The organism is Streptomyces stelliscabiei (genome assembly GCF_014873495.1).
Lineage (GTDB): Bacteria > Actinomycetota > Actinomycetes > Streptomycetales > Streptomycetaceae > Streptomyces > Streptomyces bottropensis.
In genome coordinates this window covers 7,089,987-7,107,936 of sequence record NZ_JADBGF010000001.1, presented here as the reverse complement: position 1 = coordinate 7,107,936, position 17,950 = coordinate 7,089,987, and the positions used below count along the sequence as shown (strand labels likewise).

Here is a 17,950-nt window from a genome sequence, read left to right as displayed (position 1 = left end):
GGTCGTATCCTCCGCCAGTGCTTCACCGGGCACGATGTCGACGGGTCCCACTGTTCGACATTTTCCGGACCTCGTTGACCGTACGTGCAGCGTCGCGAAGCTGCCGTGAGGCGAGAACTCGGTGGTCGGTGCGGCTGGACGGGTGCAGTTCGGCACCTGACTCCGGCGCCCTCCGCCCGGAGCGGTGTGCCGCCGGATTACATAGGCCTGCGTCTCGGCGCGGGGCGTGCCGGCGTCCTTCACGGCCCCGGATCCAACGAACGAAAGAGCGCAATGGCAGAGCGCGACCCTCGCAACCGCACTGGCCGCCGCCCGCTACTTCGCGGGCTCGCCGCTGCCGTGCTCGCGGCCAGCATGCTGGTGACCTCAGCGGGACAAGGACACGCAACCGGCGCGGCCACTCCGGCGCCCGGCGCAGAGTTCACGCCGTTGACGGCAGCTGTGCTGACCAAACCGACGCCGTTCGTCGCCACGGACGGCAAGACGCACATCTCGTACGAACTGCTCACCACGAGTTCCCTGCCCAGCAGCACGCCGTTGCGGCTCGACCGTGTCGACGTCCGCGACGCCCGCACGCACCAGGTCGTCGGCTCGCTGAGCGGGCAGGCGCTGGCCGATGCCGCCAATCCGGTGGGTGATCCGCTGACGGGTGCAGACGGGGACACCCCGGCGCCTCCGGGACCGACGCCGACCGTCATTCAGGGCTCCCAGCAGTGGATCATCTGGCTCGACCTGATCCTCGACCGTGGTCAGCGGGTGCCCAAGGTCCTCGAACACCAGCTCTCGGGTGCCGTCCTGCCCCCCTCCGGCCCCTCCGCCGCCTTCGAGGAGACGGTGCAGGCCACCCGGATCGCCCGCACTCCGCCGGTGAACCTGAGCCCGCCGGTCCGTCCCGGCACCTGGTACTCCAGCGAGTCGTGCTGCGGCAACACCCACCACCGGCGCGGCCTCGCCCCGATCAACGGCCGCTTCTATGTGCCGCAGCGCTTCGCGATCGACTGGTACCGGGTCGGCGAGCAGGGGCAGACCTGGGAGGGCGACCCCGCACGGCTCACCAGCTACCTGAGCTACCGTCAGCCGGTCGTGGCCTCGGCCGGCGGCAGAGTGGTGGAGGTCCAGGACGGACTCCCGGACCAAACGCCACCCGTCACACCGCCCACCCCGCCGATCGAGGACACCGTCGGCAACCACGTCACCGTGGAAGTCGCGCCGGGCCGCTACCTGCTCTACGCCCACCTGACACCCGGCTCGCTCAGGGTCCGGGAGGGGGACCGGGTCGAACCCGGCCAGGTCCTCGGGCTGATCGGCAACAGCGGCAACTCCGCCACGCCGCACCTGCACTTCCAGGTGATGACCACAGCCGAGTCCTTCCCGACCGACAGCCCGCCGTTCACCTTCCGGCACTTCCACGTCGTCGGACACGTCGAACCCCGGATCTGGGACGACAACCTGGGCCTGCAGCAGACCGGTGTCCTGCCGATCACGCCCTCGCCGCACGACGGCCGTCACCGTGCGCGGTATCCGCTCGACCGCGAGGTGCTGGAGTTCTGACCGGACGCCGGCGGGCCGACGGCCGGGCGCAGCGTGAAGCACCAGTCGGTCGAGGGTGTGATCAGGCGCTGCCGCCCTCCCTGTCCCATTGTCCGGGACGCGGTCAGTTCCTCACCAACACGTCTGGTGGAAGTGGGCCGACCGTCCGACCGCCCCCTTGGAACTCTGTCCCTACCCGGACCTGATGGACGGCTGACAGCCACACCTGACATCAACGACAGCGGACATCGGCAGACTTGAGCCACCAGCGACGACCGACGCCCTTGGTGCTGGCCGAAGTACGATCGGCCCTGGATCGAACTCCTAAAGCAGGTGTCACAGGTTCGAATCCTGCCGGGGGCACCAACCAAGCGGTCCGGACCGATCATGGTCCGGACTGTTTTAACGGCACCGTTTGACGACAGTCGCCTTGCAGACCGCGCCCCCTTGGATATCGGGGCCGATAGCGAGCCACTCTGGAGGCCTAGGTCGCCCCTCGGTGCGGTCATGCTCGAAAGGTCTTCACGCGATTTCTCTGCTCCTTACAAGCTTCACTGCGGCTTTAAGGGCGTCTGGGCCAAGATAATCAAGGAGGAAAAGCCCCAACATGACCGCCTTGTCGCTATCATCGACAGTCTCTTTTGCGATTGCTTCAACACCTTTCCTGATATCGGCCTCGTCTTCCGGCGTCAGGTTCTGCATCAATCTGACACAGTATGAGACCAGAGCGTTAGCGCTGTCGCTGAAAGAAATTCCCTGCATGATTTCTTGTGCGATGGGTGCGCGCCGCTGAACGCGGGCTCTGCCGACGCCGTTATCGGCAACAGCGAGAAGCGTGATGAGCATCACACTCGGGCCAATCGGGACGAAGCTGTTTCCAATCCTTAGATTGAATACCGAGCTTCGCAACACCGCCATCCCTGCTATCCCGGAAACCAACACCTGCAACATCTCTGCAGTGCCAGGCTCAGTCGCCCCAAAGTCCCAGTTCAGCGCTCGAATGGCATAGAAGGACGCCACGCTGGCGAGCGCGTTGAGTGCGGCATAGATGTAGGCGCTGAAGATCGCCAGAAGTCGGGCTGGGTCATCCTTGTAGCGGCTAAGCAGCTCAACGATTCCCACGAGTGCACCAAGTAGCGCCGAGAAAGCCCAGTCAGTCACTGTCGATCCCCGATCGCCCTGAGGCATCCACCTCGCCGTCACGGGAAATTGCAGGTGGTGGGCGGCGCTCGATCTGACTACTATGAATAAATGCACTATTTGAAATGACCTGGTCGATACTGTTTGACCGACCAGTGACAGTGACGCCCCTTACTGAAACCTCGCCATGTCCGTCATTCACGGCAGAGAATCCCGCTCGCGCCCACTGTTCGATAATCAGCGGCCCTGTAGCCCCCGTGACCAAAAGAGCGAATGCACCCTGAATCTGCTCGGAGGCCCACAAGGCGAATCCAAGTCCAACACCCACGCCCAGGCGAAGCAAGATGGCCAGCGAGAAGAACGCCAAGCCCGTTGCACGCGTGCGGAGTGCAGGGAGATAGTCATCTCCTCGCAGATAGACAGTAAAGGCGGATTGCGCTTCGACCAATACAGCCCCACCCAGCGCCCACAGTAGCGCCTCGTAACTGTTCACATGCTCATAGTAGCTATGCTGATCGTCGTCGCCCAGACCCCGATGCAGGAGTTCTGGGCGATGTCTAGGGTCGCCCACGCGAGCGGGGCCGCTCAGGTCGGATGCCCTGCGAGGAACTCATGGCTACGGCACTGGCGCACAGGTACGGCAAACGGTCGACAACGCAACAGGTAGCGTGGCTGAGACCTGTGGGGGTGCAGCGAGGCTTACTCGCGATTGGTCCGCCAGCGCACCCGCTGTCGTGGCGCTGGCTGTCGTTGGCTGAGGTTCGTGCCTGCCGTGCCAGATGCACCGGTCAGCGACGGTCAACAGGAGTGTCTGACGGACGATGCGGGTCTCGTTCGTGGGCCGGTTCTTGAGCCCTCGGTTGTCGTGCACCTCACCCGTTCCGGTCCAACGCTTGCCGACGGTGGGAGTTCAGCAGCCTGCCGCGGGTTCACCACGACTCGGCGGTTCTACTTCCTTGGTCACCTTCGGCAGCTCCTTGACCATGGAACTCGGCCGGGTGATCCGGGAGGCGCCCTTGAAGAAGGGCGAGAGCGTGTGGCCGCCTCGGGAGTGGAGAAAGCTGAAGAAGCCGCCCACCGGCCCGGAGAAACTCGTTCCGTACATCGCCGGCGCCGGGCCGTCGAGCAGGTCGATCAGCGACTTCACCACAGACGCATGGTTCAACGCCTACTTCATGCTCGGTGAGCTCCTGAAACGGCCGGTGCTTCCCCAGGGGCTGCGTCCCGCCGCGAGCTGTTGGCGCAGGTAGGTGGTGAACCGGGCCCACAGAGCACCGAGCATGCCGTGGAGCGTGTAAGGGAGAGCCCGCCCTCAGCGGGGCTCGTCGTCCGACGGGGCGGTCGTCGACCGGGTGAGGCAGCACCCCTAGCGTCGCTGTTTCGTTCGCCATGCGGATCATGGCCTCGGCGGGGTGGGCCGGGGCAGCGGCTGTTCTGTCCAGATCGTTTTGCCGTGGGGGGTGTAGCGGGTGCCCCAGCGTTCGGTGAGGCGGGCCACCAGGTAGAGGCCGCGGCCGTCCTCGTCCTCGGTGTGGGCGCGGCGCATGTGGGGTGAGGTGTTGCTGCCGTCGTGGACCTCGCAGATCAGGGCGCGGTCGCGCAGGAGGCGGAGCCGGACGGGGCCGGTGGCGTGGCGGATGGCGTTGGTGACCAGTTCGCTGGCCACCAGTTCCGTGGTGACGGCCAGGTCGTCCAGGCCCCAGTCGGCCAGTTGGCCGGTGACGGCGCGCCGGGCGAGGGAGACGACGGCCGGGTCGCCGGGCAGGTCCCACTGGGCGACCCGGTCCGGGCCCAGGACGTGGGTACGGGCCACGAGGAGTGCCACGTCGTCGGCCGGCCGGGCCGGGAGCAGGGCGGCGAGGATCGCCTCGCAGGTGGCCTCGGGGGCGCGGTCGGTGCGGGCCAGGACGGTACGGAGCTTGTCGAGGCCGATGTCGATGTCGCGGTGCCGGTCCTCGACGAGGCCGTCGGTGTAGAGGACCAGTCGGCTGCCCTCGGCCAGTTCGAGTTCGGCGGTCTCGAAGGGCATGCCGCCGAGGCCCAGCGGGGGTCCCGAGGGCAGGTCGACGTAGTCCACCGTTCCGTCGGGGGCGACGACCGCCGGCAGCGGGTGTCCGGCGCGGGTGAGGACGCAGCGCCGGGACACCGGGTCGTAGACGGCGTACAGACAGGTCGCGCCGACGATGCCGGAGTCCCGGTGGGTGTTCTCCACCGCCCAGCCCTCGCCCCGGTCGAGGCGGCCGACGAGGTCGTCGAGCTGGGTGAGCAGTTCGTCCGGGGGCAGGTCGAGGGCGCAGAAGTTGTGCACGGCGGTGCGCAGCCGTCCCATGGTCGCGGCGGCGTGCAGGCCGTGGCCGACCACGTCGCCGACGACCAGTGCGACACGGGCGCCGGAGAGCGGGATGACGTCGAACCAGTCGCCGCCGACGCCCGCCTGAGCGGGGAGGTAGCGGTAGGCGACTTCGACCGCGCCCTGTTCGGACCGGCCGCGCGGCAGCAGGCTGCGCTGCAGCGCGAGGGCGGTGTTGTGCTCACGGGTGTAGCGGCGGGCGTTGTCGATGCAGATCGCCGCGCGGCCGACCAGTTCCTGAGCGAGGGCGAGGTCGTCGTCCTCGAACGGTTCGGGGCGTTCGGCTCGGTAGAAGCTGACGACGCCGAGGGTCGCGCCGCGTGCCCGCAGCGGCACGGTGATCAGGGAGTGGATGCCTGCGGCGAGGGCGCGTCGCAGCCGGGCCGGGTCCTGCGCGAGCCAGCCGCCGGCTTCCGCCAGCACCGGTTCGAGTACCGGACGTCCGCTCTCCCAGCTGCGCGCCTGCGGGGTGGAGGGGACGTAGCGCACCGGGTCCCCCACCTCGTAGAGATGCGACTGCTCGTGTACGGCGCCCAGTGCGACGCGGCTCAGTGCCGTGCCGGGGCCGAGGGGTTCCGGTTCCTCGCCGAGGAGGACGGGGACCGGAAGATCCACGGCCGCGAAGTCGGCGAAGCGGGGGACGGCCATGTCCGTCAGTTCCTCGGCGGTGCGGGTGACGTCCAGGGTGGTGCCGATGCGGGTTCCGGCGTCGTGCAGCAGTTCCAGTCGACGGCGGGCGAGCACGGCGAGCCGGCCGACGCCGGGTTCGCCGACGAGGAGCAGCCACGTGTCGGCGGCCGAGTCGGGCGGCTCGTCCGTTTCGAGCGGCCCCTTGCCTCTCGGCTGGGGCGGGGACGCGGGCACCACCGTGCGGAGGACGACGGTCGGGGGTGGTGCGGGTCGCGACGGGGTGCCGGGCGGAGGGGGTGCGGTCGTCGGCTGCCGCGTGGTTCGGGGCGTGGGCTGGGCCGTCGGCCGGGTGTGGTGGAGACGGGGGCCGCCGAGGAGACGGGCCTCGATGACCACCCCGGTCTCGCCGGACTCGCCCATGATCGCGCGGCGGAGCAGGGTGGCGACGCGGCCGGCGGAGAGGGTGACCTCGTCGAGGGTGCGGTGGGGCGAGGCGATGAGTTCCTCGGCCTTCTCGCGGAGGACGGCCAGGTCGACGCGGCCGAGGTCGGCGCCGTACCGGCCGTCGTCGCCCCGCGCCCAGGCCTGCCGCTCGGACTGTCGTTCGGACTGCCGTACCGGTTGCCGTCCGGGCTGTCGGGGCCAGGTGTCGGCGGTGAGGGCGGGGGCTCGGCGGTACGCGGCGAGGAGGGCCCGTTCCCGTTCCGTGGCCTGTTCCAGGAGACCCGCCTCGATGTCGTGGGCGGCATCGCGGACCAACCGCAGCATCGCGGGGTCGGCGTCGTCGCGCAGGCAGGTCAGGTCGAGTACGGCCTCGACGCGGCCGCTGAGCGGGTTGCGGACGGGGGCGCCGGCGCAGGCGAACGGGGAGAGACAGTCGGCGAAGTGTTCGCGGCCGAGGACGTGGACGGGTCGGCGCTCGGCGAGGGCGGTGCCGACGCCGTTGGTGCCCGCGGCGGCCTCGGAGGCGCAGAAGCCGGGGGCGAAGTTGACCTCGTCGAGGCGGGTGAGGAGGTGCCGGTCGCCGCCGTGCCGCTGCACCATGCGGGCCTGTCCGTCGCAGAGCACGATGCTCATGCTCACGTTCGCGAGGGAGGCGGTGAGCCGTGCGAGCACGGGGTCGGCGGCGCGCAGGAAGGGTTCCTCCAGGGCCAGGTCGGGGGCGTAGGGGCTCACCAGCCGGTGGGGTTCCAGCCCGGCGGAACGGCAGCGCTTCCAGGAGTCGAGCACCGGGTGCCGGACATCCGAGTCGACCCGCGCGCCGGCCAGAAAGCGCTCGTGGGCATCGACGAGACCGCCGATGTCGTCCCAGGAGACGGACAACGGGATCACTTCCCTCGCCTGTGGACGGCCCCGCCGCGCACCGCCACCCGGACGCACTCCTGGGGTCTCCTGCCAGGCGCTACAACCGTAGACCCGGGGTGACGCGCATCACAACAGTGAGGCAGGGGCGTGCGCAGGGGCGTGCGGGAGTGAGCGGGTCGGGGGGCAAACAGTGAGGGCGACGTGTGATCTTGATGGAGAACGGGCGCCGGGGGTGGCAGGGAAGTGACTTGTGTCTCACGAGGGGCGGTGGGGTCCGGGTCGGCGCCGACGGCAGAGTCGCTGCTGGGAAGCGGTGTCGTCGTTCTGGCGGTGGCAGGAGTTCGGGTGGTGCATACCGGGGAGTCATTTGGGGTGGGAACGGTCCTGGGGTTCCCTTCGTTCTTGACTTGCCCTGCCTCCGTCGGAGCGGTCCCCCGCCGTACCGACGCGACGCGGAAGGACGACGTGCCCTTTGTTCCCGCTCCCGCTCGACGCGCCGCCCCCCTCGCGGCCCACCCCGTCCCCGGTCACCGACCCCCTCCCCCTGATACCGAGCCCGGCCCGGCCCCCGGACCTCACCCACGTCCCGGCCCGCCCCACGGCCGGCGGCCCTGACACCGAGCCCGAGCCGCTCGCGGAGCCTGTCTGCGCCGCCGGTCCCGGGGGGTTCCTGCCCCCCAGGCTGCGGGCGCTGCTCCCCGCCCGGTCGGCCGTCAACGCCCGGCGGCTGCGGTTCGCGCTGACGCTGCTGCCGCTCGTGCTGCTCGCGGGCTGGGCGGCCTTCGACTGGCGGACGGTCCACGACGGGGCCGTCCGACTGGCCTCGGCCAACCCCTGGTGGCTGCTGGCCGGCGCGTTCTTCACGGCCCTGTGCTCGGTGGCCTCCGCCTGCGTACGCCAGGGGGCCGTGCCGGAGCGGCTGCCACCGGGGCAGTTGCTGGCGACGCAGTTCGCCGCCGGTGCCGCCGGACACGCCCTGCCGGGCAACATCGGCGCCCACGCGGTCGTTCTGCGCTTCCTGCGACGCCGGGGCATCCCCCTGTCCCGGGCGACCTCCTCGCTCGCCCTGTACTCGGCGGTCAAGCCGGTGGCCAAGACACTGGTGATCGTCGCCTTCGTCGTCGCGTTCCCGGGCACGCTCCGCCTGACCGAACTCCTCCCCGAGGGCGAGACCCTCGCCCTGGCCGGTGCGATCACCGGCGTCAGCCTCGCCGCCGTGGTCACACTGATCACGACCGTACGGCCGTTGCGGCGCCCCCTCATCGGCGGATTGCGGTCCGCCCTCACCGACACACGGCGGGTGCACAGCCGTCCCGTCCGCGCGCTCTCCCTGTGGGGCGGGGCCGCCGCCTTCCCTCTGTGCCAGGGGGCCGTGGTCGCCTCGGTCGGCACCTCGCTGGGGCTGCCGGTGTCCTGGACGCAGATGCTCTTCGCGTACCTCGTCGCCAGCACCGCCGCCGGGGCGGTGCCCGCGCCGGGCGGCCTCGGTCCCATGGACGCGGCGCTCGTCTTCGCCCTCGTCGCCTTCGGGGCGCCGGCGAGCCTCGCCACCACCACGGTCATCGGCTACCGGGTCCTCACCGTCTGGATCCCCCTCCTCCCGGGCACGCTCGTCCTGTCGGCACTGGTGCGCGCGAAGGTGCTCTGAGCGGGGGCCTCCGGCGTGCCCCTAGGGGCGCCCCCGTCGGCCCCCGGGCCGCCCCCGGATCCCGGCTGCACGGCTCTCGGCGGCTGGTCCCGGCCGCGGGTCCGGGCCGTCGGTCCCCGGCCGCCGCTCCGGTGGGGGCTTGTCGCGCGGTTCCCCGCGCCCCTTAAAAGCAGGGGCGCACCCCAGACGCACACACCTCGGGCGTCCGGCTCGGGGAGTCGTGCCCGTGCTCGAACTGTGTGCGGGCCGGTCAGGCTGGACGGCGCCCGTCAGGCGGAGCGTTTGCGGGGCGTCGTCTTCTTCGCCGGGGTCTTCTTCGCGGTGCTCTTCGCCGTCGTGGCCTTGGCCGGGGTGGACTTCGCCGAGGTGGACTTCGTCGCCGCCGTTCTGGTCGCCGCCGTCGTCGTCTTCTTGGCCGTCGATTTCTTCGCGGCCGTCTTCTTCGCGGGCTCGGCGGACCCGGTCGCGGACTTCTTCGGCGAGGCGGCCGTCTTGCGGGTCGTCGTGGTGGACTTCTTGCCCGGGGGCTGCTTCGGGGTGGGGCGGGACGCGAGGTGGGTGATGTCGGCGACGTCCTCGCCCCGGGACTCCTTGGCCTCGCGGACGCTCTTCTCCAGCGCGGCCATGAGGTCGAGGACCTTGCCGCCCGGGGCCGGGGCGGGAGCGGTGGGCGGTTCCTCGCCGGAGGCCTTCGCGGCGATGAGTTCCTCGACGGCCTCGCGGTAGTCGTCGTGCAGGGACTCGAAGTCGACCTCGCCGAGGGTGTCCATGAGGGCGTCCGCGAGGTCGAGTTCCTTGTCGCGCACGGTGACACTCGCGTCGGGGGCCACCCCGTCCGTCGTACGGATCTCGTCGGGCCAGAGCAGCCCGTGCATGGCGAGGACGTCGTCCACGACCCGCAGCATGCCCAGCCGCTCGCGCCCGCGCAGCGCGTACTTGCAGATGGCGACCTTTCCGCTGCGCTTGAGCGCCTCGCGCAGAAGGGTGTACGGCTTGGCGGCGGGAACACCGTTCGCCGCGAGGTAGTACGCGGCGTCCACCTGGAGCGGGTCGACGCTCTCGGCCGGGACGAAGCCCTCGATCTCGATGGTCTTGGCCGTCGGGATGGGCAGCGACGCGAGGTCCTCGTCCGTGATCGGGATCATCGTGCCGTCCGCGTCCTCGTACGCCTTGCCGATCTCCCCCTGCGTCACCTCACGGTCCTCCAGCTCGCAGACCTTGCGGTAACGGATGCGGCCGCCGTCCTCCAGGTGGACCTGGCGGAAGGAGACGGAGTGGCTCTCGGTCGCGTTCACCAGCTTGATGGGGATGCTGACCAGGCCGAAGGAGATGGCGCCGTTCCAGATCGATCGCACGGGCAGCACGCACCTTTCGGGTCCCTGCTTCCGGTTTGTCCACACCGTAACGCGGACCGATGTGGGCTGCGCGTCGGCTGCCGGAAGCCTTGTCGGTGAGCCCGTGCGCGCCGGTCGGCGGGTCGGTCAGGATTCGAGAAGCGCGGGTGGGTGGGGCGCGCCTAGCGTGGGCCCTGGCCCGATGACACCCGGCGGCGTGAGCTGTGACCCCCCGGCGGGGTGAGCGCCCGCTTCGTCATGACCCCGCGGAAATACATCCGGAACCCACACCACCGCACATACCCTTCCCAGCGGATCGGACCCGGTCGGGCGACGCCGGCGGGGCCGCGGGCGCGGCTCCGCACGACAGATGGAGGAACGATGACCAAGGCCACGAGGGCGGGGACGCAGGCGCAGTCTCCCGGGCCGCACGCCGCCGACAGCCATGATCTGATCCGGGTGCACGGGGCGCGGGAGAACAATCTCAAGGACGTCAGCATCGAGATCCCGAAGCGCCGGCTGACGGTGTTCACGGGGGTCTCCGGCTCGGGGAAGAGCTCGCTGGTGTTCGACACGATCGCCGCGGAGTCGCAGCGGCTGATCAACGAGACGTACAGCGCCTTCCTGCAGGGCTTCATGGCGAACCTGGCGCGGCCCGAGGTGGACGTGCTCGACGGGCTGACCACCGCGATCACCGTCGACCAGCAGCGGATGGGGTCCGACCCGCGCTCCACCGTGGGCACCGCCACCGACGCCAACGCGATGCTGCGCATCCTGTTCAGCCGGCTGGGCAAGCCGCACATCGGGCCGCCCGGCGCGTTCTCCTTCAACGTCGCCTCGGTCTCGGCGACCGGCGGGCTCACGGTCGACCGCGGTGCCGACAAGACCAAGACGGAGAAGGTCAGCTTCAGCCGCACCGGCGGAATGTGCACGCACTGCGAGGGCCGGGGCAAGGTCTCCGACATCGACCTCACCCAGCTGTTCGACGACTCCAAGTCGCTCTCCGAGGACCCGTTCACCATCCCCACGTACACCGGGGACGGCTGGGTGGTGCGGGTCATCGCGGAGTCGGGCTTCTTCGACAAGGAGAAGCCGATCCGCCAGTACACCAAGAAGGAGCGGCACGACTTCCTGTACCGCGAGCCGACCAAGGTGAAGATCAACGGCGTCAACCTCACGTACGAGGGGCTGATCCCGAAGCTGCAGAAGTCCTTCCTCGCCAAGGACCGCGAGTCGATGCAGCCGCACATCCGGGCCTTCGTGGACCGGGCGGTCACCTTCACCGAGTGCCCCGACTGCGACGGCACCCGGCTCAGCGAGCTGGCCCGCTCCTCACGGATCGGCAAGGTCAGCATCGCCGACGCCTGCGCGATGGAGATCCGGGACCTGGCGGAATGGGCCCGCGGGATCGAGGACGCGTCGGTGGCGCCGCTGCTCGCGAAGCTCCACTACACCCTCGACTCGTTCGTGGAGATCGGCCTCGGCTATCTCTCCCTCGACCGGGCCTCGGGCACGCTCTCCGGCGGCGAGGCGCAGCGGACCAAGATGATCCGTCACCTCGGCTCCTCGCTCACCGATGTCACGTACGTCTTCGACGAGCCGACCATCGGGCTGCACCCGCATGACATCGAGCGGATGAACAACCTGCTGCTGCGGCTGCGCGACAAGGGCAACACCGTGCTCGTCGTGGAGCACAAGCCGGAGACGATCGCGATCGCCGACCATGTGGTGGACCTCGGCCCCGGTGCCGGTACGGCGGGCGGCACCGTCTGCTTCGAGGGGACGCTGGAGGGGCTGCGGGCGAGCGACACCGTCACCGGCCGTCATCTCGGGGACCGGGCCGCCCTGAAGGAGTCGGTGCGCGAGCCCACCGGTGCGCTGGAGATCCGGGGGGCGAACGCGAACAACCTCCAGGACGTCGACGTCGACATCCCGCTCGGCGTGCTCACCGTCATCACCGGGGTGGCCGGCTCCGGCAAGAGTTCGCTCGTGCACGGCTCGATGGCCCGCCAGGCAGGGGCCGAGGGTGTGGTCTCGATCGACCAGACCGCGATCCGCGGGTCCCGGCGCAGCAACCCGGCGACGTACACCGGGCTGGCCGACCCGATCCGCAGGGCCTTCGCCAAGGCCAACGGGGTGAAGCCGGCGCTGTTCAGCGCCAACTCCGAGGGGGCCTGTCCGACCTGCAACGGCGCCGGCGTCATCTACACCGACCTGGCGATCATGCAGAGCGTCGCCACCACGTGCGAGGAGTGCGAGGGCAAGCGGTTCGAGGCGTCGGTGCTGGAGTACCGCTTCGGCGGGCGGGACATCAGCGAGGTGCTCGCGATGTCGGTGGCCGAGGCGGAGGAGTTCTTCGGCGCCGGGGAGGCGCGTACGCCGGCGGCCCACCGGATCATCGAGCGGATGGCGGACGTGGGGCTCGGCTATCTCACCCTCGGCCAGCCGCTCACCACGCTCTCCGGCGGCGAGCGGCAGCGGCTGAAGCTGGCCACGCACATGGGCGAGAAGGGCGGGGTCTACGTTCTCGACGAGCCGACCACGGGTCTGCACCTCGCCGACGTGGAGCAACTGCTGGGGCTGCTCGACCGGCTGGTCGACGCGGGCAAGTCGGTGATCGTCATCGAGCACCACCAGGCGGTCATGGCCCACGCCGACTGGATCGTCGACCTCGGCCCGGGCGCCGGCCACGACGGCGGCCGCGTCGTCTTCGAGGGCACGCCGGCGGACCTCGTCGCGGCCCGTTCGACCGTCACCGGCGAACACCTGGCGGCGTACGTGGGGGCGTGAGCGCGCGGACGCGGGGCTGCCTGCGTACGGGTCGCCCGGCCGCGCACGCGGGCGGGCGCCCGGTGCCGGGTCGCGCGGGCGGCGTCCGCCGTTGCCAGACGTGCGCGGGGGCATGCGGGGGCATGCGGGCGCTCGCGTACGCCGACGGGGCGGACACCATCGCGTACGGGCGCCCCACCGCGTACGCGATCACCCCCCGCACACGCACACCCCGGACACCCCCCACACCCCGCAGGCGGACGGCCGTGCGGGTCCCCGACCCCCGCGCGGGCGCCCGGCGTGCCCCTCATCGCTCACCCCCGGACGTCGTGACCGTTCTGCCCCCGAATCATGGGATTCTTGTTGCCATGACACCGATCACCGAGGTGGAGGGCCGCAGGGTCGTCCTCTCCAATCTGGAGAAGGTGCTCCACCCGGCGACGGGATTCACCAAGGGTGAGTTGCTGCACTACTACGCCACGGCCGCGGACGCCCTGCTGCCGCATCTGCGTGACCGGCCGGTCTCGTTCCTCCGTTACCCGGACGGGCCGGGGGGACAGGTCTTCTTCACCAAGAACGTGCCCCCGGGCACGCCCGACTGGGTCACCACCGCCGAGGTGCGGCGGATGGAGGGCCCGGCCCGGATGGTGCTGGTGCAGGACCTGGCGAGCCTGATGTGGGCGTCGAACCAGGTCGCCGAGTTCCACACACCGCAGTGGACCGTCGACTCCTCCGACGAGGCGGACCGGCTGGTCTTCGACCTGGACCCGGGGGCGCCCGCGACGATCGTCGAGTGCTGCGAGGTCGCCCGCTGGCTGCGGGAGCGGCTCGCGGCGGACGGGATCGAGGCGTACGTGAAGACGTCCGGGTCGAAGGGACTGCATCTGCTGGCGGCGGTGCGCGGGGCGTCCTCGGAGCGGGTGTCGGAGTACGCGAAGGAACTCGCCGTCGAGGCCGAGACGGCGCTGCCCCGCCAGGTCGTCCACCGGATGAACCGCAGCCTGCGCCCCGGCAAGGTCTTCGTCGACTGGAGCCAGAACGCCGCCCGCAAGACCACGGCCGCGCCCTACACGCTGCGCGCCCGCGCCGAGCCGACCGTCTCCGCCCCGGTGACCTGGGCCGAGGTCGAGGAGTGCGTCTCACCCGCGCAGCTGGTGTTCCGCGCCCCGGACATCGCCCCCCGCCTCCGGGAGCACGGCGACCTGCTGGCGCCGCTCCTCGACCCGGAGGCCGCGCACTCCCTGCCGTGACGGTCCGCACCGCGGCGGTCCGCACCATGGCGGTCCGCACCATGGCGGTCCGCACCATGGCGGTCCATACCGTGGCTGCGCCGTGACGGTCTACACGCGGGTCCACGTCCGCCGGTCCCGGGCCATCGCGTGCAGGCCCTCCACGTCGGCCGGCTTGAGCAGCCCGCCCGTGCGCGCGAGTTCGGCGAGGTCCGTGTCGCACAGGACGCGGACCTCGCGCGGGGGCGTGGTGATGTCGAGGCCGGCGGGTTCGGCGAGGGCCAGGACGGGACGGACCTCGGCGGTGAGGGCGTAGGAGGCGCGGTCGGCGTCGGCGCGGAGCGCGCGCAGCAGGGCGCGGGGTTCGTGGCGGCCGACGGCGACCATCGGGTCGGTGACGACGACGCGCTGCCTGCGGGCGGGCAGGGACCTGACGCAGAACAGGCCCCCGGGGCCGATCAGCAGATGGTGGATGCGGTCGCCGCCGGGCAGCGGCACGGAGTGCAGGGTGTGCCAGCCCGCACCCTCCAGCCGGTCCAGGGCGTCACCGACCGTCCGCTCGGCGGCCAGGGCGCGGCGGCGCGGGTCCGGGCGCAGCCGACGCGGTGGTCCGGGGGCACGGTCGAGGGCGATCAGCAGCGCCTCGCCGGGGCGGTTGGGGGCGAGGTCGTCGTCCGGGTGGAGGCTCAGCCGGGCCAGTTCGGCGGGGGTGGGGACGGGCGGCGGGCCGACGGCGACCGGGCCGGTGACGAAGGGGGCGAGCACGGCCAGCACGTCCTGCCTCAGCTCCTCGCTGAGGAGGTTCACCCGGCCCGTCTCACGGTCGTACCAGGCGACGTTCCTCCCGTCGGTCCGGCACACGTACAGGCGTCGCTGTCCGTGCCGCCAGGTCGGTACGACGCGCAGTCCGCTCATGCACCATCACCCCACGACCATGGGAACAGGCGGGGTGCTCCATCGGCAAGAACCCGGTTACCTTTGGGGTGACGACCTGTCGTCAGGGGCTTGGGGAGGCGCCGTTGCGGACGCGCAGGAAGCAACCCGACGTGCCGGCTCCGGGCGAACCGTGGAGCGAGATCGTGCCCGGTCTGTGGATGGGCGGGCACGAGTTCGCGGGGCGGACCGGCACCGGGGACATCGAGTTCGCGGTCGTACGCGACGAGTTCGATCTGGTGCTGACCCTGCTGCGGCTGCCGGGGTACGGGCCGGACGACGGCGTCGAGCACCATGTGTGGCCGATCCCGGACGGGCCGCTGGACGGTACGCAGCTGGCGGGTGTGATGCGGCTGGGGCAGGCGGCGTGCGACGCGCTGGAGGACGGCAAGCGGGTCCTCGTCCGCTGCTACAGCGGGTACAACCGGTCGGGTCTGGTGGTGGCGCACGCGCTGATCCGCGACGGACACTCCGCCGAGGAGGCGATCCGGCTGATCCGTACCCGCCGTTCACCGTGGGCGCTGCACAACGAGCTGTTCGTGGAGTATCTGCGCACGGGGCTGGCGACCGTCCGGTTCCTGGAGGAGCTGGAGGAACTGGCCGAGTAGCGGGGCGGGCGGGTGCGGTACTTCCGCACGAATAGGGTGTACTGGACCGAATCGACACCCTCAGGAGTCCCGTGTTCCCCAGCCGCCCCGCGCGTGCGGTCGCCGGCGCCTCGCTCGCCCTGGCCGCCGGCCTGCTCCTGGCTGCCTGTGGCGACTCCGGTGGCCTGGTGAGCGCGGGCGCGACGGCCACCGCGAGCGGGCCGACCCGGCTGTGGCCCGGGGAACCGCCCGCCTCCTCCCCCGCCTACGACTACGGCGAGGCCGAGACGGAGGTCGTCAAGGGCGTCAAGGCTCCCGGCGGGAACATCCGCCAGGTGGACCCGGTCGCGGTCGTACGCGCCGAGATCGCCGCGCATCCCGAGATGTACTCCGGGTCCGACGCGGTCTACGCCGGCACGACCGCGCGCATGGCGGACTGCGGCGGGGGCGCGGAGCGCTCCCGGTGCCCGGTGCTCGACGCCTACTACCGGGACCTCACCGGCGACGGGCGCGAGGACATGGTGCTCGGCTTCCGGCTGCTGCCCGGCAATCAGACGGCGGTGCGGATGTACACCGTCCGGACGGACCGGCTGGTGCAGGTGCTGGCCAGTGACGACGCGGTGCTCGCGGTCGAGCTGGCGGGCCGGACCGTGATCATCCGCTCGCCCGCGGCGATCGTCGGCTACGAGTACCGCACCCAGTGGACCTGGGACGAGGACCAGTTGGCGATGCTCCTCACCCGCGACGAGATCCTGCGCGTGGGCAGATCGGCGCGCCCGTCCCCCGGCGGCGGGACGACGTCGGCCGCCACGCCCCGGCCCTCGTCGTCCGGCGGCCCACGATGAGCACGGTGCAGCGCGAGAGCGCGGCGAGGACCGCGGCGAAGACCGCGCGGAAACGGTTCGGCCTGCGCCGCTGGACGTCCTCGCTCACCTGGAAGGCGCTGGCCTCCATCACCGTCATGTGCTGCGGGCTGGCCGCGCTGCTCGGCGCCCTCGTGCATGTCTCCGTCACCGACCGGACCGTGAGCGACGCCCGCTCCCGGGCGCTGGACCGGCTCGACGAGGCTGCGCGGGCGTACGAGGCCGGGAACCGGCTGCCGCCGGAGGCCGGCATCGACGCGCCGGAGCTGCCGGGGTCGCTGCGCGAGCTGGCGATGAGCGGGCGGCGCGGCACGATGGTCGGGGTCGCGGGCGGATACCCCGCGATGTGGGCGGCCGCCCCCGCCGACGGCCGCGCCCTCGCCGTGCGGATCGACTACGCGCAGAGCGCGACCACGATCGAGAACCTCGACCGGGCCATCCTGGGTTCCTCGGCGCTGGCGATCGGAGTGACGCTGATCGTGGGCGCGATCGGCGTCACCGGGGTGACCCGGCGGCTGCGGACGACCTCGCAGGTGGCCCGGCGGATCAGCGCGGGCGACCTCGACGCGCGGGTCGGCGACCCCCGCACGACGGACCCGGCGCGGTACCGCGACGAGGTGGCCGCGGTGGCCGCCGCGCTCGACACGATGGCGTCCACGCTGCAGCGCAAGCTGATCGGTGAACAGCGGTTCACCGCGGACGTCGCGCACGAGCTGCGGACACCGCTGACCGGGCTGCACGCGGCGGCCGAACTGCTGCCGCCGGGGCGGCCGACGGAACTGGTGCGGAACCGGGTCGCCGCGTTGCGGACGCTGACCGAGGATCTGCTGGAGATCTCACGGCTGGACGCGGGCGGCGAGCGGCTGGACCCCGACGCGATCCGGCTCGGGGGGCTGGCGGAGCGGGTGGCCGCGCACGCGAGCGGCGAGACGGTGGTGCGGGTCGTCGCGGACGCGTGCGTGGAGACGGACCGGCGGCGCCTGGAGCGGGTGCTCGGGAACCTGGTGGCCAACGCGCACAAGCACGGGCGGCCTCCGGTGGTGCTGACCGTGGAGGCGACGGCCGAGGAGGCGGTGGTGACCGTGCGGGACCACGGCGGCGGGTTTCCGGAGTACCTGATGGCGGAGGGGCCGCAGCGGTTCCGTACGGAGGGTTCCCGCAAGGGACATGGGCTGGGGCTGACGATCGCGGTGGGGCAGGCGGAGGTGCTGGGGGCGCGGCTGGCGTTCGAGAACGCGGAGGGCGGGGGCGCGTCGGCCGTTCTGCGGCTGCCGGTCGGCGGGGACTGATCGCACCCGCGCGACGAAGCCACCTGGGTCCGCACGCAAGGGCCTTCGTCGTCGGCCGGCAAGGGCGCACGGTGTCGGCCGACAAGGGCGCACGGTGTCGGCCGGCAAGGGCGCACGGTGTCGGTCGACAAGGGCGCACGGTGTCGGTCGACAAGGGCGCACGGTGTCGGTCGACAAGGGCGCACGGTGTCGGTCGACAAGGGCGCACGGTGTCGGTCGACATGAGCGTTCCTGGCCGGCAAGAGCGTTCGGTGTCGGCTGCGGGTCGGTAGGGGCTGGTGGACGGGTCGGTAGGGGCTGGCGGAGCAGTTCCCCCGCGCCCCTGAAGGCCGGGCTGCCGCGC

General features: G+C 71.4%; 13 protein-coding genes. 7 read left to right on the top strand and 6 right to left on the bottom strand.

The genetic code is table 11. From position 1 onward, the window contains the following. Positions 1-429 precede the first annotated feature (429 nt). A complete protein-coding gene (locus H4687_RS31680) occupies positions 430-1,551 on the top strand; it encodes a M23 family metallopeptidase (RefSeq protein WP_225966892.1) in 1,122 nt (373 codons plus the stop codon). Positions 1,552-2,052: 501 nt separating this feature from the next. Here H4687_RS31680 and H4687_RS31675 read toward each other — a convergent pair. The 4 genes from H4687_RS31675 to H4687_RS31660 form a co-directional block, all read right to left on the bottom strand. Then, complete coding sequence (locus H4687_RS31675; RefSeq protein WP_046913262.1) at positions 2,053-2,691, bottom strand: hypothetical protein; 639 nt, start codon at positions 2,689-2,691, stop codon at positions 2,053-2,055. Continuing rightward, on the bottom strand, positions 2,684-3,163 hold the full coding sequence (locus H4687_RS31670) for a hypothetical protein (RefSeq protein ID WP_159026071.1): 480 nt from the start codon (positions 3,161-3,163) through the stop codon (positions 2,684-2,686). The genes H4687_RS31675 and H4687_RS31670 overlap by 8 nt, the downstream gene beginning before the upstream one ends. Positions 3,164-3,580: 417 nt before the next feature. Next, positions 3,581-3,835, bottom strand: a complete 255-nt coding sequence (locus H4687_RS31665; RefSeq protein WP_159026070.1) for a hypothetical protein — start codon at positions 3,833-3,835, stop codon at positions 3,581-3,583. Positions 3,836-4,066: 231 nt separating this feature from the next. Beyond that, entirely contained in the window at positions 4,067-6,982 is a 2,916-nt protein-coding gene (locus H4687_RS31660) for a SpoIIE family protein phosphatase (protein ID WP_323131874.1), read from the bottom strand. 445 nt (positions 6,983-7,427) lie between these two features. Between H4687_RS31660 and H4687_RS31655 the strand changes: the two genes are divergently transcribed. Then, positions 7,428-8,603: a lysylphosphatidylglycerol synthase transmembrane domain-containing protein gene (locus H4687_RS31655; RefSeq protein WP_050399635.1), complete on the top strand. Its 1,176-nt coding sequence runs from the start codon at positions 7,428-7,430 to the stop codon at positions 8,601-8,603. A gap of 269 nt (positions 8,604-8,872) precedes the next feature. Here the strand turns inward: H4687_RS31655 and ku are convergent, their stop codons facing one another. Then, on the bottom strand, positions 8,873-9,958 hold the full coding sequence (ku, locus tag H4687_RS31650) for a non-homologous end joining protein Ku (protein ID WP_451682042.1): 1,086 nt from the start codon (positions 9,956-9,958) through the stop codon (positions 8,873-8,875). 360 nt (positions 9,959-10,318) lie between these two features. Here ku and H4687_RS31645 point away from each other — a divergent pair, with 360 nt between their 5' ends. Continuing rightward, positions 10,319-12,727 carry an ATP-binding cassette domain-containing protein gene (locus H4687_RS31645; protein WP_046914858.1) on the top strand — a complete coding sequence of 803 codons (2,409 nt, stop codon included), beginning with the start codon at positions 10,319-10,321 and terminating at the stop codon, positions 12,725-12,727. 347 nt (positions 12,728-13,074) lie between these two features. After that, the gene (gene ligD / locus H4687_RS31640; protein WP_046920259.1) at positions 13,075-13,956 is read left to right on the top strand and encodes a non-homologous end-joining DNA ligase; all 882 of its coding nucleotides are present in this window, start codon (positions 13,075-13,077) and stop codon (positions 13,954-13,956) included. Positions 13,957-14,046: 90 nt separating this feature from the next. On the opposite strand, the gene H4687_RS31635 is transcribed toward ligD, so the two are convergent. Continuing rightward, positions 14,047-14,850 carry a nuclease-related domain-containing protein gene (locus H4687_RS31635; RefSeq protein ID WP_050399634.1) on the bottom strand — a complete coding sequence of 268 codons (804 nt, stop codon included), beginning with the start codon at positions 14,848-14,850 and terminating at the stop codon, positions 14,047-14,049. A gap of 104 nt (positions 14,851-14,954) precedes the next feature. On the opposite strand from H4687_RS31635, the gene H4687_RS31630 reads away from it, so the two are divergent. From H4687_RS31630 to H4687_RS31620, 3 genes are all read left to right on the top strand, one after another. Further along, on the top strand, positions 14,955-15,476 hold the full coding sequence (locus H4687_RS31630; protein ID WP_225966891.1) for a protein-tyrosine phosphatase family protein: 522 nt from the start codon (positions 14,955-14,957) through the stop codon (positions 15,474-15,476). Positions 15,477-15,547: 71 nt separating this feature from the next. Beyond that, the gene (locus H4687_RS31625; protein WP_046914464.1) at positions 15,548-16,300 is read left to right on the top strand and encodes a hypothetical protein; all 753 of its coding nucleotides are present in this window, start codon (positions 15,548-15,550) and stop codon (positions 16,298-16,300) included. Continuing rightward, positions 16,297-17,607: a sensor histidine kinase gene (locus H4687_RS31620; protein ID WP_046914465.1), complete on the top strand. Its 1,311-nt coding sequence runs from the start codon at positions 16,297-16,299 to the stop codon at positions 17,605-17,607. The genes H4687_RS31625 and H4687_RS31620 overlap by 4 nt, the downstream gene beginning before the upstream one ends. The last annotated feature ends 343 nt before the right edge of the window (positions 17,608-17,950 follow it).

Coding starts and splice junctions, on each gene's coding strand:
- H4687_RS31645 (WP_046914858.1), top strand. CDS start 10,319: ATGACCAAGGCCACGAGGGCGGGGACGCAGGCGCAGTCTCCCGGGCCG.
- ligD (WP_046920259.1), top strand. CDS start 13,075: ATGACACCGATCACCGAGGTGGAGGGCCGCAGGGTCGTCCTCTCCAAT.
- H4687_RS31635 (WP_050399634.1), bottom strand. CDS start 14,850: ATGAGCGGACTGCGCGTCGTACCGACCTGGCGGCACGGACAGCGACGC.
- H4687_RS31620 (WP_046914465.1), top strand. CDS start 16,297: ATGAGCACGGTGCAGCGCGAGAGCGCGGCGAGGACCGCGGCGAAGACC.